Genomic DNA, 25,982 nt, shown 5'->3' on the forward strand with positions numbered 1-25,982 from the left:
GTTCTGAATAAATAATAAAAAATTAAAGATCCTTACGGTCAAATTTTCTAACCGAAATTAAAAACGGAACTGCTATCCACAAAACAAGCAGTAAAAAAGAAATCACCAACCCGATAGTTGTTCCGAAAAAATCTTTAAAAATAGCACCTGTATAACCCATCATTGCAGATTGATCTAAATGCAGCAATATTTGTATTCTAGCCAAATCAATCGGACTTGAAGCTGTAATTCCTACCATCGCTTCTTCGATTGGATATTCTGCAAATTGAAACAAAAGAAATAACACCAAAGCATCAAACAATATGGCAAAATACATCCAAAATAAAATGGCCAAACCTATTCCCATTGCTTTATCTCGAGTTAAAATACAGCTCAAAAAAGCCAGTGACACAAAAACAACAGAAATTAAACTTCCAGACAGAACCATCATCAATCCTGCCATTCCTGGCGCATTTACCAAAAGAGGAATTCCTGCTCCAAGAAAAAAAGCCAAAAGCATCGCTATAGAAAGTCCTGTAAACAAACTAATCCAGATTTTCTTTCTTTTGATAGGCTGGCTCAACAAAAGTTCTATAAACTCTGAACTATTGTATATATAGATAGTAGAAAAAAGTATTGATACTAGTGGGACTGTGAATAAAATAACGTTCAAAATCGTTAGTAAACCTTTAGCTGTATTATCTTCAAGCATAAAAGATCCCCAAGAAAGCAGCGCTAGAATTAGAGCATAACTCACAACAATCTTATTTTTAAGAATATCCAATAAGACAATTTTAATTATTCTGTTCATGCTGTTTTTCTTTTAATATTGTGGCAATAGATTTTGAAATTTTGTTTTCTCCAGTTGATTCCAAGAGATCTTTAATCGTTTTATGAAAATGTACTTTTCCGTCTTGCATAAAAATGATTTGAGTAATCATATCATCTAATTCACTCAATAAATGCGAAGTGATCAAGATTAGTTTTCCTTTGTTTTTCTCTTTAATGATTTTCTCTTTCAAAATTTCGGCCGCCAACGGATCTAGTCCTGCAGTCGGTTCGTCTAGAATTAAAACATCAGGATTAAAAAGGAAAGCTAATGTTGCACTTACTTTTTGCGTTGTTCCGCCAGAAAGTGTCCTCATTTGTTTGTCGCTCATTTTATCTAATTTAAAAGCTTTTATCAAATCCTCATCCAATTCTTTTTTCGAATTCCGAATCTGCTTGATCATTTCTATAATCTGAGAAATGGTCATATTATCAGGATAACGGCCAATTTGTGGCATGTAACCTATTTTATTCCGATATTCAAACTTCTTTAAAATAGATTCTTCATGAAGTAAAATATCACCACTATCAGGCAATACCATTCCTAAGATCGATTTTATCAAAGTTGTTTTTCCACAGCCGTTTGGACCAATAAGCGCAATGCATTCTCCTGCTTTAAACTCAAGGTTTACATCTTTCAAAACCTCTAGTCTGCCAAATTTTTTATTTATATTTTTTAAAGTAATCATAATATGAGAGATTTCATTTCGGGAGATTCATCTACAAAATTATCGGGTGTTATGCTCGGAAGGATTTTTTCTGATTTATCCAAAAGCGTAATCATAAAACTTCGAAACAAAAGCATAGCCGACGGATTGTTTTCTGTAATAACAGCAAAAAGACTCAGCGGATGAAAAGGCACATCGCCAATTCCGTCCCGATTTAAATCGTAGCCTTCATATTTATCCCAATAATTATTATTGAAATGATTTAGAACCAAACTTCCGTTAGTACTGATATCGAAAGTATTGGAAAGAAAATTATTAAACGAAATCTCATTATCCATACAGCTTGCCTGCACTTTCATTCCCCATCCATTGTCTTTAAAAATGTTCTTTTCCAATTTTACACGGCTTGTTCCTTCCATATAAATTCCAGAAGTATTGCGGATAAATTTATTTCCAACAATATAGCTGTCTGAAATTTCTTTGAGCAGTAAACCATAAGCAGCGTCGCCCCAGTTCTCTTCAAAATAATTGTTGAACATTTTTACATTTTTGGTAAACATGACCGCCACTCCTGCTCCATTATTTTTAAAAACATTGCCTATGTAAGAATCATCATTGGAGAACATAAAGTGTAATCCGTAACGAATGTTGGCTTTAGATACATTTCGCCAAATGACAGAATTAGAAACAAACTCAAAATAAATTCCGTCACGATGTCCCGAAATTCTATTTCCTATAATCTGCATGCTATCGCTTTTCCAGCAATGAATACCGTTGCCAATACGCTGTTCTTCTTTTTGATAGGCTTTTATGGTATTGTTTTTTACGATGCAGTTTGATCCTTTCTGAACATAAATTCCGAAAAAATTATTATCTAGAACATTGTCTTTTACGACAACTCCGATTTTATCATATATTTTAATTCCACAGGGATCATTAAGGGACGCATATCCTGAATTGATAACTTTAAACCCAGAGAAAATTACGCTGTCGGCTTTTATCGAAACTACTTCATATTTTTGCTGTCCATCCAGAACTGGCAAGCCTTTTCCTTGTAGAATTAATTTTTTATCTATAATAATATTACCTTCTCGATAAATGCCTTTATTGACAATAATAGTGTCACCAGATTTGGCAAGTTCTATTGCCTTTTTAATTGTTTTAACTGACTTATCTGAACCTACCTCAATCTTTTGAGACCAGAGACAATTAAAAAACAATAGCAATGAAAGGCAAATATGAAATTTCATGATTTAATATTTTAATTAAGACGGCATTTTATTTATTCAAAATTGCAGTCCATTCTGTTTCAACTCCTTTTGATTCTGCTTCAAAAGCTTTTGCCTCACTCTTGTTAGAAAAAGCGGCAATATTTCCATTCATCGGACTTTTTATCGTGCCACCCGAAACAAAAAAAGCGTTTTCTGTCTTTATTAATTCATTATTATTGGCGTAATCGTGTACGTAATATGCTTTTATTTTGGTGTCTTTATGCTCTTTACAATAATGTGCCATACAAGCAATATCATCAAACTTGTACGCCCTTCCTTTCTCCGTAATAATTTCGGCTCCGTGTCTTCCGTCACTAATTCCCATCATACAGAAATCACAATTATCAGTATTTAGTTTAATAGGAACAGGTTTGTCTCCAGAACATGAAAAAAGAAAAGTGCAAACAAGCAAAACGCCCAAGAGCCGACCAGATGGTTTAGTATATTTTTCCTTTATAATAGCAGCAAATAGCAAAGCTCCAACTACAATTAGCATCCATCCTCCAATATCCGGAATTGAATAAGCGCCAAAATTTAATAATTGTTTGTATCCAAGCATTGGCGGCTGATAAGCCATTCCAGGAACTCTAATAGCAGCATTCGGATCTAGATTATGTCCGTATTCATAATTCCATCTGTAGAAATCGCAAGCAGATAATATTCCAAACAGCACAAAAGAAAAGAAGAATACAAAGAGTCCTTTTCTATTTGATTTCCATGCACAAGCAATTGAAACAATTCCTAATCCTACAAGAATAAACGGTAGCACTTTAAACTCAATAAAATCTTCTGTATGCAGAGTTTTCATTCCAATATAATGATTCAATCCGTTTATAATATCAACATCACCAGCAATCTTAGAAGCATGAAGTTTTAATACCAAACCTTCAGGATATTGGGGTGCCGTAAGTTCAATTTTCCAAATAGGAAAGAATACAGCTCCAATTAATAAAAGCCCTGATAAAAATAGCATAACTTTAGAAAAAGGGGATAGTTTTTTATTTTTCATAATAATTCAAAATAAAAGGGAACAAAGAATACTTTGTTCCCTTATGGTTACTGACTATTCTTTTGGTAAATTGGTACCTACACTGTAAGTAATCGGAACGTTGCTTCCTGCTGGCGAAACTCGCACATAACCTTGCATTTCTTGGTGCAATGCACTGCAGAAGTCTGTACAATAGAATGGGAAGATTCCTTTTTTCTCAGGAACCCATTTTAATGTTAAGGTTTCTCCTGGCATGATTAGCAATTCGGCGTTGTTTGCACCTTTTATAGCAAATCCGTGAGGAACATCCCAGTCTTGCTCAAGGTTGGTGACATGGAAATAAACTTCATCTCCCACACGAATTCCTTCAATATTATCTGGTGCAAAGTGCGAACGAATACAAGTCATATAAATATGTACCTTATTGCCTTCTCGAACTACTTTAGATTCTTTTTCACCTTTAGTCGCAAAAGGATGTTTGTTGGCTGCAATATCATAATATTTCAGCTGTCCATTATTTCTAACTTTATCTGCTGGAATACCTTGTGCGTAGTGTGGTTCTCCAATAGTTGGGAAATCCAGAAGCAATTTCATTTTTTCTCCGCTAATATCAAACAACTGTGCACTTTGAGCTAATTCTGGTCCAGTTGGCAAGAAACGATCTTTGGTAATTTTGTTATAAACCACCATGTATTTTCCAAATGGTTTTTCTGTATTTCCACCAGGAACCATTAAGTGTCCAGGAGAATAATACGTTGCTTTTCTGTCTAAAACTTTTAGATCTTTAATATTCCATTTTACAACCTCAGATGAAACGAACATTGTAGTGTAAGCATTTCCTTTTCCATCAAATTCTGTATGAAGAGGCCCTAAACCGGGTTTTTGAACTTCACCATAAAGTGCTGCTTCATATTTTACAACTGGAATTCCTGCATAAGCACCATCAAATTGTTTTTTAGCAATTGCATCTTTTAATTTTGTGAAACTAAACACCGGAATCAAAGCTGCCAATTTTCCACTTCCGATAATATATTCTCCTGTTGGATCTATATCACAGCCGTGTGGCGATTTCGGACAAGGAATCATATAACAGATATCTTTCAATTCTGAAGCATCTAGAGTTAAAACCTCATTCATGATTACAGATTTAGCACTTTGAGTTTTTTCATCCCAAGTATTGTGGGCATATTTTGCAGGAATTCGTTTTCCTTTTCCAGCTTTAATATATTCTTCTGCTTTTTTCCAGTTTACCGCCATGATAAAATCCTTGTCATTTTTAGAAGCATTAACTTCCAATAAGGTATTGGCTTGTTCTGTATTATAGCAAGAGAAGAAAAACCATCCGTGAGATTCTTTTTTTCCTGGGTGGCTAAGATCAAAATTCACACCTGGAGCAACGATTTGGAAAGAAAGATCCAATTGACCTTCTTTACCAATTTTTACGAAACTAAGATATCCTTTAAAGTTTTTCTTGTACGTATTAATAGGCACATCGCCATTATCATTATCTGGTGGCACACTAAAACGACTTGCTCCTACTACATATTCTGTGTTCTCCGTAATAAATGGTGAAGAGTGATTACCCGCACAGTTTGGAAGCTCAATAATTTCGGCAGTTCTAAACGTTTTCAAGTCAATACGTGCAATACGTGGCGTATTATTCGCATTAGCGAAAATCCATCGTCCGTCTACTTCTCCATTTGTTTGCGATAAATCCAAGTGATGCTGGTCATCCCAAGGTACATAACCATGAGAGGTATTCAACATTGGTTTTGTTTCTTCACTGTAACCGTAACCGCTTTGTGGATCTTCAGAAAACACAGGCATTACCTTTAGCAATCTTCCGCTCGGAAGTCCGTAAACACTGACCTGACCGCTAAAACCGCCAGATACAAAGTTATAGAATTCATCATATTTTCCGGGTGCTACATACACTTTTTGGGCAGCATCGCCTTCAACAGCATCTGTAGAATCTTTCGGTTTGCACGAAACAAACAAAGCACACCCTAACGTAACAACGAAAATCGATTTTAAAAATTTATTTTTCATAAGGCTATTATTTAGATTTTGATTCCTTTTAATTATTTCACTCCATCATTCTGGCGCATATATTCCAAAATAGATCTTGCTTCATCTTCTGTTAATCCCTGATTAGGCATACGAATCATGCAAAGCTCTAATTGTGCCTGCAATTCTGGATCTTTGTCAATCATTGGATCTGGATTGGTAATAAAATTCATGATCCATTGCGGTGTTCTTCTTTTTGTTACCCCTTTCCATCCAGGACCAACTAATTTTTCATCTGTTGGTTTATGACAAGAAGTGCATTTTACTTCAGCAGTTTTAAGCCCTTTTTCAGCTAATGCTTTATCTAAAGAAGCTCCTAATTCAACTGTTTCATACTTCCCAAGACCTCTTTTTGGATCGTAAGATTCTGCATCAGCTGTTTTCTCAGCTGCAGCTGGAGTAGAAAAATCCTGATCGGTGTTTGACTTTTCTTTCCCGCATGATGTGAGCAGGGCAAAACCAAACATGGTTAATAAAAATAATCTGTTCATTACTTTGTTTTTTACTTGTTAAACTTTTGATCAAAATTCTAAAACTTGTTTTTAGTAAAGTATGATTGCAATCATATCCTCAAAAAAAAGTTCATAATACCTTCGTATTCTCAAAAATCAACAAGCAATGAAGTTTTGTGTTTACATATTTTTATTTGCAGTGGTATTTCGCCCAGCATTTCCATTTCTGGATTATGTGGTCAACTACCATTACATCGCAACTGAATTATGCGAAAACAAAAATGCTCCCGAACTTCATTGTAACGGAAAATGTCATTTGAAAAAAGAACTGGCAAAAAGCTATAAAAACGATACGCCAGCTTCTAACGAAAAGAAAAGTGAAACAGCAGAAACTGTGATTCTGTTTATGGTACAAATCCCAGTATTCTCTTTTGAAAAAAATAGAGTTTCTACTTTTATAGTAAATGCATTTTATAACAACTTATATTCTCATTTAGAGGCCATCAACATCTTCCGCCCTCCGATTTTCATTTGATTTTTATTTCATTCTTTTCCTCCTATCGAATTCATTCGACAGACCTTTTATTATCATTATTTAAATTAAAATCTTATGAAAATTTTAAAATACACAGCCATTTTATTTCTAGCAATTACCTCATTAGCTTGCTCTTCTGATGACGATTCTTCTTCAATTCCAGTAGATGAAACAAGCGGACTACATAAAATACAGGAAATCGCAAATGACACTCATATTATAGAATTGTATTCATCAACTGGTTCTTTGGTTCAGGGATACAATCATATTTCACTTCGAATAAAAGACAAGAAAACCAGCACTTATATTACAGATGCCGAAATCAATTGGACACCGTTAATGCACATGGCTATGATGCAGCACTCTTGTCCAAGATCTGAAGTAGAAAAAATGGACAAGAAAACGGTATTTGAAGGAGATATCATTTTCCAAATGGCGCAAAACGAAACGGAATATTGGGAACTAAGCATTACATACAAAATTAATGGCGCAAGCTACACCGCAACTGACAAAATAAATGTTCCTGCATCGGCAAAACGAACTGTAAGCTCTTTTAAAGGAAGCGACGGAAACAATTACGTAATTGCCTATGTCGCACCATCTTCTCCAAAAGTCGCTATAAACGACATGACAGTAGGAATTTACAAAATGAAGGATATGATGAATTTTGATGCTGTAAACAATTTCAAAGTTAAAATCGATCCAAGAATGCCAAGCATGGGAAATCACGGTTCTCCTAATAACACTGATTTGCTTCAATCTGAAACTAATAGTTTTTATAAAGGAAAACTTTCTTTGACCATGACAGGATACTGGAAAATAAACCTTCAGGTATATAATGAAAAAGATGAAGTTCTAAAAGGTGAACCTGTTACAACAGACAATCCGTCAAGCAGTCTTTATTTTGAGATTGAATTTTAAGTCTAAAAAATAACAAGAAAGAGGCATAACACAATTTGTCTCTTTCTATTAAAGTATGAAATGATGAAAAATCTAACAGCAACCTTCTTGGCTGTATTTTCAACAATATGCTGGGCGCAGGAAAAACCAAATGATAGTCTAGAAACCGTAAAGCTTAACGAAATAATTGTCATTGGAAGTAAACCTTCTTTACATCTAAAACAATCAAAATCATTAACCTCTGTAGAAGAATATCTCTCAAAATCATCAAAAGTTAATATGATTAAAAGAGGTGCTTATGCATGGGAACCTGTTATAAATAACATGGCTACAGAACGCACCGTGATTACGATTGACGGAATGCGCATATTTGGCGCGTGTACCGACAAAATGGATCCGATTACTTCTTATGTAGAGGTTTCAAATTTGGCCGAAGCCAGCGTAGCATCTGGACAGCAAGCAAGCTGTCATGGTGCAGGAATTGGCGGATCTGTCGATTTAAAACGCAATCAGTTTAATGATAAAAATACAGGCTGGAACGGCAGTTTAAATTCTGGCTTTGAAAGCAATAATTTTCAAAAAATTATTGGAGCTTCTTTAGGGTACAATGATTCTCAATTTTATACTCATATCGATTTTATGCATCGTGATGCCGATAATTATAAAGCAGGTGACAATAAAGAAATCCCTTTTTCTCAATTTACAAAATACAATATTTCTGCTACTGCAGGTTATTTTATAAACAAACAAAATCTATTGGAAGCTTCTGTAATTAATGACAAAGCAACAAATGTGGGCTACCCTGCCCTTCCTATGGATGTTTCTTTAGCCGAAGCTAAAATTGTATCTCTAAGTTATAAATATGTGCCAAAATCACGCCTGATAACAAATTGGGAAACAAAAGGATATTACAATTCTATAACTCATAAAATGGACGATACCAAAAGACCAACCGTACCGATACACATGGATATGCCTGGATGGTCTGATACTTATGGTTATTACTCGAGAATTAAAGGAAAAATTAAAAACCATAATTTTCTAGCTGACTTGAACGGCTTTTACAATAAGTCCATTGCAGAGATGACCATGTATCCGACAAATCCAAAAGAAAACCTCATGTTTATGTATACATGGCCAGATGTTAGAACATTATATAACGGATTGTCTTTAGAAGATAATATTACTATTTCCGAAAAAGATCATCTGAGAATTGGTGCAAATCTCGGATTCCAAAATAATACCGTAGCAAATGATTTTGGTTTAGCGAGTCTTCGCATTTTTTATCCTGATATGGATGCTTCAAAAAACCGTTTTCTAAAAAGCTTTGCTACAAATTACACCAAAAATGAAGGGCAATTTGAATTCGGATTTGGTTTGGCTTACGCCGAAAGAGCTCCTTCTGTTTCTGAAGGCTATGGATTTTATCTGTATAACAGCAGTGATTTTTATGATTATATCGGAAATCCAAATCTAAAAAATGAAAATGCTCTTGAAGGAAACTTTTCAATTGGCTATAAAACATCGCAATTATCAGCAAAAATTACGGGTTCGTATTTCTATTTTTCAAACTACATAATAGGTAAAATTGATCCAAATACGCTTCCTATGACTATTGGTGCTTCTGGGGTAAAAAGATATGAGGCTATAGATAATGCCAAAATATTCAATACCGATTTTAATCTGACTTACGATTTTCTAGAAAATTGGCAATTCAAATCTCAGCTTACTTATAGTTCAGGAAAAGATCATGAAGGAAATAATCTTCCATTTATAAGTCCAATTAAATACAGCGCTGGAATCGATTTTAAGAAAGAAAATTTCAATGCTGGAATTAATGCTTTAGGAAATCTGGCTCAAAATGAATTTGCAAAAGTGTACGGGCAAACTAAAACCCCAGATTATGTCATTTTTGGAATTAATGCAGGCTATACTTTCAATTGGAGCCAAAACAAATTAAAAATACAAACTGGTGTAGAAAACATTTTTGACAAATATTACACCACTTATGCCGACTGGAATAAAATTCCGCGAATGGGACGAAATATCTTTGTAAATCTCAATTTTTCTTTTAATTAAAATTAATTCTCAAGGTTAACATATAAAAACAAATATAAAACAGTATGATTTGAATCATGTTTTGAAAGAAATGATGATAATACATTTACCCTATTAAAATTATATGCTTAAAAGCACTTCCAAACCAACATTTTATTAAGATTATAAAAATGGATAAGAACTTTCTAATACAAGAAATAACCCGATTGAAACAGGAAAAAAAAGCTGTTATTCTGGCTCATTATTATCAAGATGAGAACATTCAGGAAATAGCAGATTTTATTGGGGACAGTCTTGAATTGGCTAAAAAAGCACAAAATACCAATGCAGACATCATTGTATTTGCGGGAGTTCATTTTATGGCAGAAACGGCCAAAATTTTGAATCCCAATAAAAAAGTGTTGCTGCCAGATTGGGAAGCCGGATGTTCGCTTGCAGATGGCTGTGATCCGAAAGATTTCAGCGAATTTAAAACACAATATCCTGATCATGTAGTGGTAACTTATATCAACTGTTCTGCCGAAATAAAAGCCATGAGCGATTTGGTTTGTACTTCGGCGAATGCCAAAAAAATAATAGAATCGATACCCGACGAACATAAAATCATTTTTGCACCGGATGAAAATTTAGGTAATTATCTTCAAAAGGAAACCAAACGTGAACTCGTCTTATGGAAAGGCTCGTGCGTGGTACATGAAGCCTTTTCATTAGACAAACTAATCGAATTATACAACAAAAATCCGACTGCAAAAATTGCAGCCCACCCAGAGTCAGAAAGTCATATTTTAAAAGCAGCGCATTTCATCGGCTCTACCTCGGGTATTATTAATTTCATTAAAACGGATCCTGCTGCCGTTTACATTGTGGCTACAGAAGCCGGTATCCTGCATGAGCTTTCAAAAGCTGTACCGAACAAGACGCTGATTCCGGCTCCTTCCACAGAAGACAATAGCTGTGCCTGCAGCGAATGTGCTTTCATGAAAATGAATACATTGGAAAAACTGTATTTGTGTCTTAAAAATGAAAGTCCAGAAATGCTGGTAACAGAAGAACTGAGAATTGAAGCCTTAAAACCAATTGAAAAAATGCTTCAATTATCTTAAAAAAAAATTGCAATAACTCTAAATCAAAATAACATGCTTACAACAGATATATTAATCATCGGTTCAGGTATTTCGGGATTATTTTTCGCCATGAAAACGGCTCAAAAACGCCCAGATTTATCTATTGTTATAATGACTAAAGAAGCAGCCAGAAATACCAATACACAGCTTGCACAAGGTGGCATTGCAGTAGTGACAGATCTTATAAAAGATAGTTTTAACAAACATATACATGATACGCTTCGTTCCGGAGGCGGACTTTGCGATAGAGAAATCGTTAATATGGTCATTACGCAAGCTCCAGAAAGACTTAAAGAATTAATTGAAATTGGAACTTCATTTGACAAAGATGAAAAAGGCCGATGGAATTTAGGTTTGGAAGGCGGGCATTCACAACATAGAATACTACATCATAAAGACAGTTCCGGATTGGAAATTGAGCGTAAACTGCTCAAAATAATCCGAAAAATGCCCAACATTGAACTTTGGGAAAATCATATGGTTATTGATCTGAATACCGAAACCAGAAAAAATAAAACGACTTGTACAGGTGTTTTCTTTTATGATAAAAAACACAATAGAATAAAATACATCAGAACACGAACAGTTGTTTTAAGCACAGGAGGATGCGGACAGCTTTTTGAAAACACTACCAATCCAAAAATCGCAACCGGAGACGGACTTGCAATGGCAGCACGCGCAGGTGCAGAAATTGTGGATATGCAATACATTCAGTTTCATCCAACAGCTTTATATACCAGTAAAGAGAATCCGTTGTTTCTAATCTCCGAAGCGGTAAGAGGTTTTGGTGCTCATATTGTAAACGAAGACAAAAAAAGGTTTTTATTTAAATATGACATTCGGGGCGAGCTGGCTACACGCGATATGGTATCAAGTGCCATCAGTAAAGAACTTCGTTTAAGCGGAAAAGATCACGTTTACCTGGATTGCAGACATTTAAACAAAGCTGAATTTTACGCCAATTTCCCCATAATTGCAGCACATTGTAATGAACTCGGGATTAAACCTGAAAAAGATTTAATTCCAATTGTTCCTGCAGCACATTATCAATGCGGCGGAATAAAAGTAGATCAAAATGGAACAACAGCTATTCCAAATCTGTATGCTATAGGAGAATGTGCAAGAACAGGACTTCATGGAAAAAACCGTTTGGCTTCCAATTCGCTTTTAGAGGCTTTGGTATTTGCGCATCAAGCTTCGGAGAATGTGGATAGAACCATTGCCGGATTCCTTTTTTCCAACAGAATTTTAATACCAAAGTTTCCAAAAGCACATCAGGTTGATGATTATCTGGCTTTTGAAATATTGAAAAAAGAATTGCAAAAACTAGTTACAGCTTTTTATACCAACGAAGAACGTGATGCCGATTTGACTTTTGAAAAAATAAAAGAGCTTCATAATTATGCTGTTTCGCTTACACAAACACACGAAATTACAATTCCGTTTATAGAATTTTCAAATATGATTGCAGTGTCTTTAATCATTGTTAAACAATGCAAGGCATCAAACAAAGAAATGTGCTGAAACCAATAAATCCCCCCACTAATATGAAACTAACAAATAAAACCACGATTGGCGAAATTGTAGCAGATGATTTTAGAACAGCGGCAATTTTCACGAAATACCACATCGATTTTTGCTGTAAAGGATATCGAACTATTGAGGAAGTATGTAAAAAAAGAGATATCGAAGAAAGTGAGCTTATCGAACATATCGAAAAAGCCAGAAACAGTTCTGTCAATCAGTCTTTTGATTATAAATCTTGGCCTGCGGATATGATTGCAGATTATATTACCAAAACGCATCATCGATATATTGAAGAAAAAGCGCCGATTATTATTCAATATCTAACCAAATTGTGCGGTGTTCATGGTGCAATCCATCCGGAACTCCATGAAATACATACTATTTTCTCTAAATCGGCTTTGGATTTGACGGCTCATATGAAAAGAGAAGAATTGATTGTTTTTCCTTTTATCAAAAAAATGAAATCGGCTCAAAGTAAAGGAACTCCGTTTGAAATGCCTGCTTTTTTCAGTATCGAAAATCCGATAACAAGCTTAAGAGAAGATCATATTACCGAAGGACAGCGTTTCAAAAGAATTGCGGCTTTAACCAATAATTATACGCCACCTGTTGAATCTTGCACAACCTACAAAGCTGCTTTTGCCATGCTCGAAGAATTTGATAAAGATTTGAAAAAACACATTCACATGGAGAATAATATTTTATTCCCAAAAGCCATTGAACTCGAAAAAACTTTTGAAAAAGTGTCCTAAATTAAGAATAAACCATGGAAAAATACGTCATTAAACGCAATGGAGATTATAAACCTTTTGAGGCTTATAAAATTCATGACGCGATTCAAAAAGCTTTTCAAAGTGTCAATAAAACTTTTGATAAAAAAATCTATAAAATTGTCCTTTCCGGTCTTGAGGTAAAGTATTCGTGGCCTGTAGAAGAAATTCAGGACATGATCGAAAGGGTGCTTTTTGAAAATGGCTATTTCCAAACCATGCGTTCGTTTATCATCTATAGACATACCAGAAAATTACAGCGAGAACATGTTAACGGATTAAACGATGACACCACTTTCATAGACAGTACACAGACTGTAGAAGAATACATCAACCAGTCAGATTGGCGAATTAATGCGAATGCGAATATTTCGTATTCAAACGCGGGACTTGTCAGTAATACCGCGGGAAAAGTAATCGCCAATTATTGGCTGGATAAAATATACAATAAAGAAGAAGGTTCTGCTCATAGGAATGGCGACATACATATCCATGATTTGGATTGTCTTACCGGATACTGCGCCGGGTGGAGCCTGCGCATGCTCTTGAACGAAGGATTTAACGGCGTGCGCGGCCGTGTCGAGAGCAGACCTCCTTCTCATTTTAGAGAAGCATTGGGACAAATGGCTAATTTTCTGGGAATTTTGCAAAGCGAATGGGCAGGCGCTCAGGCATTCAGTTCTTTTGATACTTATCTGGCCCCTTATGTTTTTAAAGATCAGCTTACTTATGATGAGGTTTTAAAAACCGTTAGAAGTTTTGTTTATAATCTGAATGTTCCGGCACGTTGGGGTCAGTCACCTTTTACGAATATTACGCTGGACTGGAATGTACCAGATGATTTAAAAGAACAAATTCCGACGAAAAATGATCTGCATTTGTTTTTGAATGTTACGGATGAAAATCTGATTCACGAGGCTCAAAAAAGAGGCGTTTCCAAATTAGAGAATCTAAAGTATGCTGATTTTCAAACAGAAATGAATCTCATCAACAAAGCTTATTATACGATTATGACTGAAGGTGATGCCAATGGACAGCCGTTTACCTTTCCTATTCCAACAGTTAATATCACAGAAGATTTTGACTGGAATGGCGAAAACGTGGATTTGTTATTTGAAAACACGGCTAAAATTGGTTCGTCTTATTTTCAGAATTTTATTGGAAGCCAATATCTTTTGGATGATAATGGAAACCGAATTGAAAATCCCGACGCTTATAAACCCAACGCTGTAAGAAGTATGTGCTGCAGATTACAGCTTGATCTAAGAGAATTATTAAAACGCGGCAACGGACTTTTTGGAAGTGCAGAAATGACGGGAAGCATTGGAGTTGTGACTATCAACATGGCGCGTTTGGGTTATTTGCATAAAGGAAATATCATTAATTTGTTTGCACATTTAGATGAATTATTGACCATTGCAAAATCGACTTTAGAGAAAAAAAGAAAGTTTATACAGGAAATGTATGACCGTGGTTTATATCCTTATACACAACGTTATTTAAAGCATTTCAAGAATCATTTTTCGACCATTGGCGTAAACGGAATGAATGAAATGGTAATCAATTTTACCGAAGGAAAACAAAATATAACTGACAATTCGGGAATTCATTTTGCTACCGAAATTCTAGATTACATCCGATTGCGAATGAAAGAATTTCAGGAAGAAACGGGAAATCTTTATAATCTGGAAGCAACACCAGCCGAAGGTACAACCTATCGTTTTGCAAAAGAAGATAAAAAACGTTTTCCAGAGATTCTGCAAGCGGGACACGACAAGCACATTTACTATACGAATAGTTCACAAATTCCGGTAGATTATACCGAAGATCCTTTTGAAGCCTTATTGCTTCAGGATGAATTACAATGCAAATATACTGGTGGTACCGTTTTACATCTTTATATGAGAGAAAAGATAAGCAGTCCTGAAGCCTGTAAAAATTTTGTAAAAAAGGTTTTAACCAACTTTAAACTGCCTTATATAACCGTAACGCCTGTCTTTAGCATCTGCCCTGTTCATGGATATTTGAACGGAGAACACGAATATTGTCCAAAATGCGATGAAGAATTGCTTCATGCCAACAACCAAAAACACTTAGCTTATGAAAACAAAAACGCATAAAATACTAGCCGAGAATAATAACAAAAGAAGCAAATGTCTCGTTTACACACGAGTAATGGGTTATCACAGACCCGTAGAAAGTTTTAACATAGGAAAAAAAGGTGAACACCAACAGCGTACACATTTCGAAGAAGCAATTATCTACTAAAGTAATCTATAGCCTCACGCCTTTTACTTTATTAGATTATCCGCATAAAACAGCCTGCATTGTGTGGTTTGCGGGCTGTAACATGCGGTGTTTATACTGCTATAATCCTGAAATTGTTTTGGGAAAAGGAAAAATGGATTTTGACTCCATCCTTTCTTTCCTTAAAACCCGAAAACGATTATTGGATGGCGTGGTATTAAGCGGCGGAGAGTGTACGCTTTCTAAAAATATCATTTCTTTTATCAAAGAAATCAAAACAATGGGATTTGCCGTTAAAATAGATACAAACGGCTCTACCCCTAAAGTACTGAACAGCCTGATTCATGATCAATTAATTGATTATGTCGCGTTAGATTATAAAAGTCTTCCTCATACCTTTAAAAAGATAACGCAATCAGGCTTATTTTCTCCATTTGAAGAAAGTCTGAAACTTTTAATTCAGTCTAATATTCCGTTTGAAATTCGGACTACTTTTCATTCTTCCTTAATTACGGAAACCGATTTTGTTCAAATGATCGAATACCTCGAAACACAAAATTTTGAAGGCAATTATTATGTGCAGCATTTTATGAATAATGTGCCAACGCTTTCAAAATTAAATGATTCCCATAAAGAAATAAGATTAAAGAATTATTCCACTTCAAAAATAAAAATTGTTTTTAGGGAATAATTTCTATCAAAAAATTTAATAGTCAACTATGACTTTACATCATTTTATATTAACTATTCATCTTTTAGCTGCGACAGTTTGGGTTGGCGGTCATTTGCTTTTAAGTATCAGTTATCTTCCAAAAGCTTTAAAGAAAAAAGACCCTAAAATTATTCTAAATTTTGAAAAGAAATTTGAAGCCCTCGGAATGTCTTCTTTGGCTTTATTGATTGTAACAGGTATTTGGATGGCGTATGATTTTGGTGTAACCATCGAAACCTGGTTTGATTTTTCAGGTGGTTTTGAAACCGTGATTTCAACCAAACTCGTATTGTTATTCTGTACTTTCGTTTGTGCTATTTGTGCACAATTGTACTTTATTCCAAATCTTGACAAATACAATATCAGGATAATGGCATTTATTATTTTAACCGTTACTTCAATTGGAGTTGCGATGCTGGTTTTGGGATTTACGCTGCGTTATGGGGGGATTTGATTTCTTTTTACTTCTTTTAAAAATATACTTTTTGCGTTCACAAATAAGACATTTGTATTAGCGAATGAATAATTAAAAACACATAAAATTAATAAAGGCTTGTAGGTAAAAGACTAAATATTCTGTAAATTTGATTAATGTCGATTTGTAAAAAGCATTTTGAATGTTATTTACAAAACATTAATCGATCTGTAATTTTATAAATACCACAAAGAATGAAAAAATTTTTTTTTGCATCATTTTGGACCGTTTATATGCTCTTTTTTGCAATCCCATTTCCAATGCTGATGTACTATAATATCAACAATGAATTCGATATAAGTGCATTAAATGATAAAAATCCGTGGATGGCGCTAGGTATATTAGCATTCTCAATTATACTTTGGACAATACTATTATTTGGATATTTTAAAAGATGGATAGTACAAATTTTTATTACTAAGAAGAATTTAGAAGCAATAAAAGAGAATGGAGTCCGCAGGGAAGCAAAAATTATAAACGCCAGAATCATTTCAAAACAAAATGCTAAATTCAATACATACGAACTTGATTTGTTGTTTAAAAACCTTTCTGATACCGAAATCACCCATAAAACAATCATTACAGACAGCAAACCTCATGAACGTCGTTTTGAAACAGGGAAAAAACTAAATTTATTACTCAATAAAAATACTAAACAACTGCCCTATTTTATTATATCAACCACACAAGCGAAGCTCAATTATGGGAATTTGATTTTAAGAATATTGGGGTGGTCAATTGCTGTAATTTCAGTAATGGGTTATTATTTTTATTCTTATAAAACAGAAAGTCAGGGTATGGGATGGCGTTTTATGAGTTTTGGACATCCTCTCATAATCTGCCCAATGGTACTTTTATTTTATCGTTTTATTTTGAGATTCATCATTAATAAATTTACAGGTCTGAATCCCGATTCTGTTTTAATTAAATTTAAAGGAATAAAAACTCCGGCAAGATTAATTAAAGTCAGCCAAACCGGAACTTATATTAATGAACAGCCTATGATGCGTTTTGAAATGGAATACACAGATAATCAGCATCGCCTTCATAAAAATACTCTAAAGAAAGTCATTGGATTACTTGACCTTGATATTACCAAACAAAAAGAAATTGATATTTTTTATTTACCTGAAAATCCTACACAAATTGCCTTTGCAAGCGATTTAGATAATATAGCCTAATCATATGAAAAAATTAATAACATTATTCTTTTGCAGTTTACTATTTCTAAGCTGCAATCAAATCTCTAAAAGTATCGACGAAACATTTAAGACTAATGATTCGCCAATGAGCAAAACAGATGAAAAGTCTGATGATATTGAAAAAACACAAACAAATGCACAACAAAAAGAGCTTAGTAAGAATTCTGAACATCATTTTTTATCGGATATTGACGGACTCAAAAAAGCAGAAGAAGAACTTAGAAAACTGCCTCAATACAACGGAAAGGAGATTTTTATTTATTCTCTTTTATATTTTTATGATAACGGAAGAATAAATATTAAACTTCAGCATCCAGAAAATCCCAAATATATTGATTCTTATGAGTATAAAGATAATCGATGGTCAGAACCGAAACCGATTCAGCTTTCTATCAGAGATAATATTCAGGATCAATTAATATCCCTTAATAAGATTGACTTTGCGAATGCTGCTAAAGTAAGTGCTGTTTTAAACAAAAAATCAGAGCATATAGAAGGCGCTAAACCTCCTGAAAGTGTTTATATTTCTATCCGAAAAAATCAAATATACTGGTATCCGACTACTATTAATGGAAGCCGTGAAAGGTATTCTATACAATTTAATGACGATGGAACATTAAAAAGTTTTGAACAGGATTAATCGAAAAAAACTTTTTCATTTCATAAAAACAGTGTTTCATTTAAAAAGACAAATTATATCCTAAAGCAACAGACTTTAGTCTCAAATAAGAACCATCTTCAACATAGTAAGAAGAATATCCAACAGAAGAACCTACTAAACCTCTTGTTCTAAATACATCAGAATTTGGATTATCCGGAGTCCAACGATTTTGATAACTCGTGAATTGATTTAGTCCTTCCTGTGCTTTCTGATTTCCATCAAAAATAATACGGTTAGCATTCATAATATCATTTCCATAAGACCATTGGAAAAAGACATTTAAATCAAAATTTTTGTATGTGAAATTATTTGTAAATCCGCTGGTATGAACAGGATTTCCATTTCCAATAGTAGTGTAATCCTTTGCATTTACAACTCCATCACCATTTTGATCTTTGAATTTTGCATCTCCGGGCTGAATATTGGCTCTTGTATTACCATTTGTAGCAATTTCCGGTTTTAAACTGTAAACTGTTGTACCACTTCCATTCACTGATGTGTTAAAATCTTCGTATTTATAAGTTCCCAAATATTCAAAACCATACATTTGCCCTAAAGGTTCACCTACTCTTGCTACATAAGTACTTACTGTACTCCAGTTAAAATCCCATGGAATGATAGTTTCCAGTTTATCCTGTCCTTCAGCTAAAGACAATAATTTATTTTTATTGAAGGCAATATTGGCGCTTGTAGTCCAGCTAAAATCTTTATTAATAATGTTTTTTGTTGTTAAACTAAGCTCCAAACCTTTATTTTCTACACTACCAATATTTTTGATTGCTGTTGTAAATCCGGAAGACAATGGAAGCTGTGTTTTAAGTAATAAGTCCTTCGTTGTTTTTCTATACACATCAGCACTTAAAACCACTCTTTGTTTAAAGAAACCTAAATCGATTCCTGCATCAATTTGTTCAGTCGTTTCCCATTTCAAATCAGAGTTTCCAAGTTTTGTTGCGGCTACTCCAACTACATAATTTTTATCAAAAGTATAGGTTCCAAAAATTGGGTTTGCCGGATTGTAATAGGTTGTAAGATAATCAAAGTCCCCAACACGGTTGTTTCCTGTTTGTCCATAACTTAATCTTATTTTACCTTCAGATAATACTTTATTTTTCAGGAATTTCTCTTCGCTAAACTTCCATGAAGCGGCTGCAGAAGGAAAATAGCCCCAATGATTTTTTGAAGGAAATTTAGACGATCCATCTGCTCTGTAAGATGCAGTCAACATATATTTGGAATCATAGCTATAATTTATTCTCGTTAAAAAAGAAGCCATTGTCCATTCAGATTCGGTTGGGTCAACTCTTAGTGCCACTCCCTGATCAAAACCGTCAAACATTAAATCTTCATTCGGAAGCTGAATAACTGACCTTCCATTAGACCAGCTTTTTTGTTTCTGTGCAGTAAATCCACCTAAAGCAGTAAATCTTGATTTTCCGATTTTTTTATCCCAGGTCAGGGTATTTTCGTTGAGCCAGTTATTATAATTGTTGTTTGTAATTTTTCCATTTACACCATTAGGATTTCCTGGTCGCCCGTAAGCAGTTTTTGAATTGTAGAATTCATCTCTTTCAAAATCATTTTCAATAAAACCAAGTGTACTTCTTAATTTTAAATCTTTAGTAAATTGATACTCTAAATAACCATTTACACCAATATTACTTGTTGTAGCTACATTGTAGGTATTTTTAAGATTCATTACCGGATTTACTCTATAATCTGTTGCCGAATTGACATTGGGATCAAAAAATTCATCCTCCGGATTTTCAACATTTGGCGTATAGGGACGCGATCCCCAAACAGAAACCATTAAATTGGAAGTTCCACTGCCTCCGGAAGTTGACATGGTAGGATCTAATCCTGTTTGTTTTAAACGGCTATAGTTACTATTAATTCCTATTTTAAGTTTATCTGTAATTTTATAATCAAGATTTACACGTCCTTGATATCTTAGATAATTTGAATTTAGTAAAATACCATCCTGATCTGTATGCGAACCGGAAAAAGCGTATTTCAGTTTTTTAGTTCCTCCCGTTATTGATAAATTATTATTCTGGTACAAAGCTGCACGGGTTACTAAATCCTGCCAGTCTGTACTTCCAACATTTCTATAATCTTCTAATGTTTTTCCTGGTCCTGTAAGATAGATTTCTGTTGGCGATTTTACCGGAGTCGAAGTAGCTGCAGGATTATACTCTAATTGATATTTTACAAATTCATAGGTACTCATGACATCCATCTTTTTGCTCATTTCCTGCACTCCAATAGTGCTCGAGAAAGTAAAAACAGGCTTACCTTCTTTTCCTCTTTTAGTTTGAATAACCACTACTCCATTAGCACCTCTCGCACCATAAATAGCAGTTGCCGATGCGTCTTTTAAAATGTCGATAGATTCAATGTCACTAGGATTAATTACGTTATTGTTTGAATCTTCAATCAAAAAACCATCTATAACGTACAAAGGACTGTTTGCCTGAGTAACCGAGTTGTTACCTCGAATCACTATATTTATTCCAGAACCGGGTCTTCCGTCAGATGACGTTACCTGTACTCCGGCAACACGTCCGGCCAAAGCTTCGTCAAAAGAACGAACGGGAGTCTTATTAAGATCTGACATATTTACACTCGAAACCGACCCTGTTAAATCTTTTCTTTTTACTGATCCGTATCCAATTACTACAATCTCATCAAGATTACTAGTCGATGATTTTAGGGTAACATTTACATTTTTTTTGTCTCCAATAGCTGTTGTAAAACTTTCAAAACCAACATAAGTAAAAACCAGTTGATCTCTGGATTCTGCTTTAATAATATATTGTCCGTTAAAATCAGTTAATACCGCATCCTTGGTTCCTTTAATGGTAACTGTAACTCCAGGAAGAGGATCTTTCTTCTCATCTGTAACTACACCCGATATGGTTCTCTTATCCTGTGCCTGAGCCAAAAAAGGAATGATCATAAAAAAAATACCAACAAACAAATGTTTTAATACCTTTTGGGAAGGCTGGTATTTTAAATTCATCTTTTTCATAATTCTTAAATTTAATATTGGTAATTAAGTTAGTTTGGTTTTTTGTTCAAATTGCGAAAACGTTTTCTTTTAAGAATTCATTTTCCAAAATTACTTTGATGTGGTCTGTTCAAGAGGAGATTATCTTCCTTTTTAGGATTAAAATCTTCCTTTTTTGTAGTCTTTTCAATTGATAGCATGCTTTTAGCATTGATCGCTCTTGCATCATACGATCATTTTTTTAATTTTGGACAATAATTACAATCCTAACATAATATTTATTATATAGATAATAAAGCTTTATATTTAATTGTAAAACTTAAATGTTTTAACAATATAAAACAAGAACTCCAATATATTCATTCAAATACTTTTTAATGCATTTCAAAACTCATAATCGGGTATTTATTTTTTTGTGGATTTGCTTCTGGAGTTTATTTACTTCAACTTTAAAAAGCTATTCCCAAACCAAAACTATTGTCTTTAATCACCTTGATGTTACCAACGGGCTTTCAAATAATTCTGTTTTATCTATTACTCAGGATTCAGTAGGATTTATCTGGATTGGTACAAAATATGGTCTTAATCGTTATGATGGACGTACATTCAAAATCTTTAAAAATGACCCTGCGGTTAAAACTTCCATCTCCTCAAATGATTATATCAAAAAACTGGCTTTAGAAACAAATAAAAGAATGTGGGTTGTATCTGATGGATTAGATTTATATCATTCTGAAGACAATACTTTTAAAAACATTATTTCTCCTAAAGAAAATGTTGGAAAAGTTTTAAAGGATTCTAAAGGTAATTTATGGATTGGATCATCTACTCAATTGCAGTTTAAATCTTCCCGCAATTCAAAGATAATCCCAATAAAAATTAGTACTGATAAATTACAAATTTCTGAACTTTATGAAGATAACTTAAACCATATATGGGCAGGAAGTTCTAATGGATTATATGAGTTATATTTTTCAAAAAACAAACTTGTTGTAAAACGTCATTTTAGTGCATTATTTAAAAAAGATGAAAATATTGGGATTATTACATCAATAACACAGGATGAAGATTCAAAATATTGGATTGGAACAAGAAAAAATGGTATTTATCTCTTTGATAAAAAAACTTCTAAAATAACACATTTTGAAAAAATAGATAATGACAAAAATTCTCTGGTAAATAATAATGTCCGCAAAATTTTACGTCATAAAGACGGCTCTCTCTGGATAGGAACGCAGGACGGATTATCAATTCTAAATCCTTACACTTATCAATTTAGTAATTATCAGCACGACCCGGTAAATCCTAATAGTATAAGCCAAAATTCTATCCATGATATTTTTCAGGATAAAAATGGTTCTGTTTGGCTTGGTACTTATTTTGGCGGAGTCAATATCGTATATTCTGTTAATACTCCTTTTACTATTTTTCAGAATAAAACGGATCAAAATAGTCTGAGCAGTAACATAATTAGTTCCATTGTTGAAGATAAAAACCAAAATTTATGGATTGGCACCGAAGCCGGAGGACTTAACTATTTTGATAAGAGACAATAAAAGTTTTTTAACTATAAAAATAATACCAACAATAAAAATAGCTTAAGTTCTAATTTGGTCAAAGCCATAGCAATTGACAAAAGCCAGAATATTTGGATAGGAACTGGATTGGGCGGATTGAACTTATTTGACCCAAAAACAGCCACTTTTACAATCTTTAAACAAAATACGGCCAACAGCAATAGTATCGTTTCAGACAATGTAAACTGTCTTGTAATAAACAGGCAAAATAAAATATTTATTGGAACTGATGTAGGTTTAAATATTTATGATATTGATAAACAAAGATTCAGTTTTTTTGAAACCAACGGAAAAACATTTTTATACAAATCAATTAATGCCTTGTATGAAGACAGGAAAGGAAATATTTGGGTAGGCGGTCCTACAGGAATTCATATCTACAAAAATTCAAAACTCGAATATCAACATTTTAGACAAGCTTCAGGCGAATCACTTACTTATGATATAAACTGTTTTTTTGAGGACAGCAAAGGGCAAATGTGGGTAGGAACCTATCATCACGGATTAGCATTACTCCAACCCAAAAACAATAATTTTAGAATATTTGATACCAATAAAGGCTTGCCTAGTGATAATGTATTAGCTATTACTGAAGATAAAAATGACAATTTATGGATAAGCACAGATAATGGACTTGCTAAATACGATCCTTATGTAAATGCTTTCAGAAGTTTTAACATAATTGATGGTCTTCCTGATAATCAATTCAATACAAATTCTGTTCTAAATGATAGTGAAGGCAAGATTTTCTTCGGCACTTACAATGGTCTCGTTAGCTTTAATCCTCAAAACATACAAAAAAACACATTTGCTCCTACAACTGTGTTTTCAAATCTTAAATTATTTAATATACCTGTCAAAATTGATGATAAAAGCGGAGTTTTAAATGCGGACATTAATTTTATTAAAAATCTGACTTTCAAACACGATCAAAACATTTTTACAATAGAATTCTCCGCTTTAAACTTCGTCAAATCGAACAAAAACAAGTATGCGTACATGCTTAAAGGTTTTGAAAAAAACTGGAACTATGTTGATATTCCGTCTGCGACTTATACTAATTTACCGGCTGGAGATTATCAGTTTTTAGTAAAATCAGCCAACAATGATGGTATATGGAACAGGAATATCAAAAAAATTAATATAAAAGTTCTTCCTCCATTCTGGAGAACCTGGTGGGCTTATCTCATTTACTTAACTGCAGTGTCTATAATTGCTTATTATATCGCCAAATTTTTAAAAGCCAGATCACAACTTAGACAAGAACTTCATTTTGAAAAAATGAAACTCGATTTTTTTACAAATGTTTCTCATGAAATCAGAACTCCGCTAACTTTAATTTTAGGGCCAATTGAAAAACTTGAAAAATTAACTACAGAAAATAGTCTTGCAAACAAATATGCCGTAAGCATTAAAAACAATACAAACAGATTGTATCGTTTAGTTAACGAACTATTAGATTTTAGAAAGGCTGATTCGGGTAAAATGCATCTTTACTTTGTTAAAGAGGATCTTGTCGGTGTTATAAAAGAAGTTTTTGATAGTTTTCAAACACTAGCAGAGGTAAAAGACATTCAGTATACATTTAAATGCTTTTATCCTGAAATCCTAGTCTACTTCGACAAAAATCAAATAGAAAAAGTTTTTTTTAATTTATTGTCCAATGCATTCAAATTTACAAACAAGGGAGGCGCAATAAACCTTAAAGTTACATTAAAAGCAAAAAACGTAAAAGTCAGTATAACAGATAATGGCAAAGGCATACCAATCAAAAATCTGGATGATATTTTTACTAAATTTTATCAGGTAGATCAAAGTATGGGAACAGGTATTGGCTTAGCTCTTACCAAAAGTCTTATAGAGCTTCACAAAGGAAAAATAAGTGTAAAAAGTAAACCTGCAACACAAGATAAAGCAGGAAAAACCACTTTTACAGTACTATTAAAATTGGGTAAAGATCACCTCAATGAAATCAATATTTTACCAATGTCTCAAAATGAAAATATCATCATTGAAGATATTGAAGACAACCTGTCTGAAATTATAACTGATAATTTGACGGAAGAAAATAAAATTAAAACGGCATCCATATTAATAGTCGAAGATAACGATGAAGTCAGGGATTTTATAAAACAATCCTTAGAAACTAATTATTTTGTTTATGAAAGCGAAAACGGATTAGAAGGCTGGAAAACAGCACTTCAAATCATTCCCGATCTAATTATTAGTGATGTAATGATGCCTATTATGGATGGTTTGGAACTTTGCAAAAAAATTAAAACCGATTTGCGAACTTCTCATATTCCAGTCATTATGTTAACTGCAAAATCAGCTCCTGTTCATCATTTGCATGGTTTACAACATGGTGCAGATGCTTACATCACAAAACTTTTCAGCGATCAGATTTTACAGCTGAAGATACAAAACCTGCTTTCGTTAAAAGTTGCATTACAACAAAAGTATAGCGAGCAAATACTAAAATTACCTATTATAATAAATTCAGAATCCTCAAAGGACGAAGTGTTCCTCCAAAGGCTTCAGCAGATCGTAGAGGAAAATATAAGTAGTACAAATTTAGACTTAGCATTTATAACAACAGAAATTGGAATGAGTAAGTCTGTTCTTTATAAAAAATTCAGTGCACTTACCAATCTGTCTTTAAACGAATTCATAAAAAACCAAAGATTAAAACATGCGGTGGAACTATTCCAAAAAGGAGAAACTTCAACCTTAACAGTTGCTTTACAGGTTGGATTTAATGACGTAAAATATTTTAGTCGCGAATTCAAAAAAAAATACGGTATTACACCGAGTGAATATCTTAAAAATAAAGGGGAAATCTGATCTTAATTTTTAATTTCCTCAAACAATTAGTATTGTACTGACGGAAATGTGTCTCTATTGCTAAGGGAGAAAATAGAAATAATATGT

21 protein-coding genes and 1 pseudogene are annotated in these 25,982 nt (G+C 33.6%); 15 read left to right on the plus strand and 7 right to left on the minus strand.

Translation table 11 applies throughout. From position 1 onward, the window contains the following. Nucleotides 1-22 precede the first annotated feature (22 nt). The 6 genes from HYN56_RS18880 to HYN56_RS18905 form a co-directional block, all read right to left on the minus strand. Nucleotides 23-790 (minus strand): ABC transporter permease subunit, encoded by a 768-nt coding sequence (locus tag HYN56_RS18880; protein ID WP_109193596.1) that lies wholly within the window; start codon nt 788-790, stop codon nt 23-25. Beyond that, nucleotides 774-1,496, minus strand: a complete 723-nt coding sequence (locus tag HYN56_RS18885; protein WP_109193597.1) for an ABC transporter ATP-binding protein — start codon at nt 1,494-1,496, stop codon at nt 774-776. The genes HYN56_RS18880 and HYN56_RS18885 overlap by 17 nt, the downstream gene beginning before the upstream one ends. Beyond that, entirely contained in the window at nt 1,493-2,725 is a 1,233-nt protein-coding gene (locus HYN56_RS18890) for a nitrous oxide reductase family maturation protein NosD (protein ID WP_109193598.1), read from the minus strand. The genes HYN56_RS18885 and HYN56_RS18890 overlap by 4 nt, the downstream gene beginning before the upstream one ends. Nucleotides 2,726-2,753: 28 nt before the next feature. Then, on the minus strand, nt 2,754-3,719 hold the full coding sequence (locus HYN56_RS18895; protein ID WP_109194867.1) for a nitrous oxide reductase accessory protein NosL: 966 nt from the start codon (nt 3,717-3,719) through the stop codon (nt 2,754-2,756). Between the two features lie 90 nt (nt 3,720-3,809). Then, complete coding sequence (gene nosZ / locus HYN56_RS18900) at nt 3,810-5,783, minus strand: Sec-dependent nitrous-oxide reductase (protein ID WP_205727626.1); 1,974 nt, start codon at nt 5,781-5,783, stop codon at nt 3,810-3,812. A gap of 32 nt (nt 5,784-5,815) precedes the next feature. Continuing rightward, complete coding sequence (locus HYN56_RS18905) at nt 5,816-6,292, minus strand: c-type cytochrome (RefSeq protein ID WP_109193600.1); 477 nt, start codon at nt 6,290-6,292, stop codon at nt 5,816-5,818. 127 nt (nt 6,293-6,419) lie between these two features. Between HYN56_RS18905 and HYN56_RS18910 the strand changes: the two genes are divergently transcribed. The 12 genes from HYN56_RS18910 (at nt 6,420) to HYN56_RS18965 (ending at nt 18,443) form a co-directional block, all read left to right on the plus strand. Then, nucleotides 6,420-6,788, plus strand: coding sequence for a hypothetical protein (locus HYN56_RS18910; protein WP_240622585.1), 369 nt, complete (start codon nt 6,420-6,422; stop codon nt 6,786-6,788). 75 nt (nt 6,789-6,863) lie between these two features. Next, complete coding sequence (locus tag HYN56_RS18915) at nt 6,864-7,709, plus strand: hypothetical protein (RefSeq protein ID WP_109193602.1); 846 nt, start codon at nt 6,864-6,866, stop codon at nt 7,707-7,709. Between the two features lie 60 nt (nt 7,710-7,769). After that, nucleotides 7,770-9,767: a TonB-copper family protein gene (locus tag HYN56_RS18920; RefSeq protein WP_240622586.1), complete on the plus strand. Its 1,998-nt coding sequence runs from the start codon at nt 7,770-7,772 to the stop codon at nt 9,765-9,767. 149 nt (nt 9,768-9,916) lie between these two features. Then, nucleotides 9,917-10,849, plus strand: coding sequence for a quinolinate synthase NadA (gene nadA, locus HYN56_RS18925; RefSeq protein WP_109193604.1), 933 nt, complete (start codon nt 9,917-9,919; stop codon nt 10,847-10,849). A gap of 33 nt (nt 10,850-10,882) precedes the next feature. Continuing rightward, nucleotides 10,883-12,394, plus strand: coding sequence for an L-aspartate oxidase (nadB, locus tag HYN56_RS18930; protein WP_109193605.1), 1,512 nt, complete (start codon nt 10,883-10,885; stop codon nt 12,392-12,394). A gap of 23 nt (nt 12,395-12,417) precedes the next feature. Then, nucleotides 12,418-13,149, plus strand: a complete 732-nt coding sequence (gene ric / locus HYN56_RS18935) for an iron-sulfur cluster repair di-iron protein (RefSeq protein ID WP_109194868.1) — start codon at nt 12,418-12,420, stop codon at nt 13,147-13,149. Between the two features lie 14 nt (nt 13,150-13,163). Then, on the plus strand, nt 13,164-15,287 hold the full coding sequence (locus HYN56_RS18940) for a ribonucleoside triphosphate reductase (RefSeq protein WP_109193606.1): 2,124 nt from the start codon (nt 13,164-13,166) through the stop codon (nt 15,285-15,287). After that, nucleotides 15,268-15,435: an anaerobic ribonucleoside-triphosphate reductase gene (gene nrdD / locus HYN56_RS25285; RefSeq protein ID WP_109193607.1), complete on the plus strand. Its 168-nt coding sequence runs from the start codon at nt 15,268-15,270 to the stop codon at nt 15,433-15,435. The genes HYN56_RS18940 and nrdD overlap by 20 nt, the downstream gene beginning before the upstream one ends. Next, on the plus strand, nt 15,389-16,105 hold the full coding sequence (locus HYN56_RS18950) for an anaerobic ribonucleoside-triphosphate reductase activating protein (RefSeq protein WP_109193608.1): 717 nt from the start codon (nt 15,389-15,391) through the stop codon (nt 16,103-16,105). Before nrdD ends, HYN56_RS18950 begins: the two co-directional genes overlap by 47 nt. A gap of 28 nt (nt 16,106-16,133) precedes the next feature. After that, on the plus strand, nt 16,134-16,580 hold the full coding sequence (locus tag HYN56_RS18955) for a copper resistance protein CopD (RefSeq protein ID WP_109193609.1): 447 nt from the start codon (nt 16,134-16,136) through the stop codon (nt 16,578-16,580). Between the two features lie 215 nt (nt 16,581-16,795). Continuing rightward, nucleotides 16,796-17,782 carry a hypothetical protein gene (locus tag HYN56_RS18960; protein ID WP_109193610.1) on the plus strand — a complete coding sequence of 329 codons (987 nt, stop codon included), beginning with the start codon at nt 16,796-16,798 and terminating at the stop codon, nt 17,780-17,782. A gap of 4 nt (nt 17,783-17,786) precedes the next feature. Next, a complete protein-coding gene (locus HYN56_RS18965) occupies nt 17,787-18,443 on the plus strand; it encodes a hypothetical protein (RefSeq protein WP_109193611.1) in 657 nt (218 codons plus the stop codon). Nucleotides 18,444-18,483: 40 nt separating this feature from the next. Here HYN56_RS18965 and HYN56_RS18970 read toward each other — a convergent pair whose 3' ends face one another. Further along, nucleotides 18,484-21,495, minus strand: coding sequence for a SusC/RagA family TonB-linked outer membrane protein (locus tag HYN56_RS18970; protein WP_109193612.1), 3,012 nt, complete (start codon nt 21,493-21,495; stop codon nt 18,484-18,486). A 356-nt stretch (nt 21,496-21,851) separates the two neighbouring features. On the opposite strand from HYN56_RS18970, the gene HYN56_RS18975 reads away from it, so the two are divergent. The 3 genes and pseudogenes from HYN56_RS18975 (at nt 21,852) to HYN56_RS18980 (ending at nt 25,895) form a co-directional block, all read left to right on the plus strand. Further along, nucleotides 21,852-23,030 carry a ligand-binding sensor domain-containing protein gene (locus tag HYN56_RS18975; RefSeq protein WP_109193613.1) on the plus strand — a complete coding sequence of 393 codons (1,179 nt, stop codon included), beginning with the start codon at nt 21,852-21,854 and terminating at the stop codon, nt 23,028-23,030. A gap of 45 nt (nt 23,031-23,075) precedes the next feature. Next, nucleotides 23,076-23,549, plus strand: a pseudogene (locus tag HYN56_RS25325) (ligand-binding sensor domain-containing protein); the annotation flags it as partial. Then, nucleotides 23,529-25,895: a hybrid sensor histidine kinase/response regulator transcription factor gene (locus tag HYN56_RS18980; protein ID WP_394336284.1), complete on the plus strand. Its 2,367-nt coding sequence runs from the start codon at nt 23,529-23,531 to the stop codon at nt 25,893-25,895. The pseudogene HYN56_RS25325 and the gene HYN56_RS18980, both read left to right, overlap by 21 nt. Nucleotides 25,896-25,982: the final 87 nt, after the last annotated feature.

The organism is Flavobacterium crocinum, from assembly GCF_003122385.1.
Classification (GTDB): Bacteria; Bacteroidota; Bacteroidia; order Flavobacteriales; family Flavobacteriaceae; genus Flavobacterium; species Flavobacterium crocinum.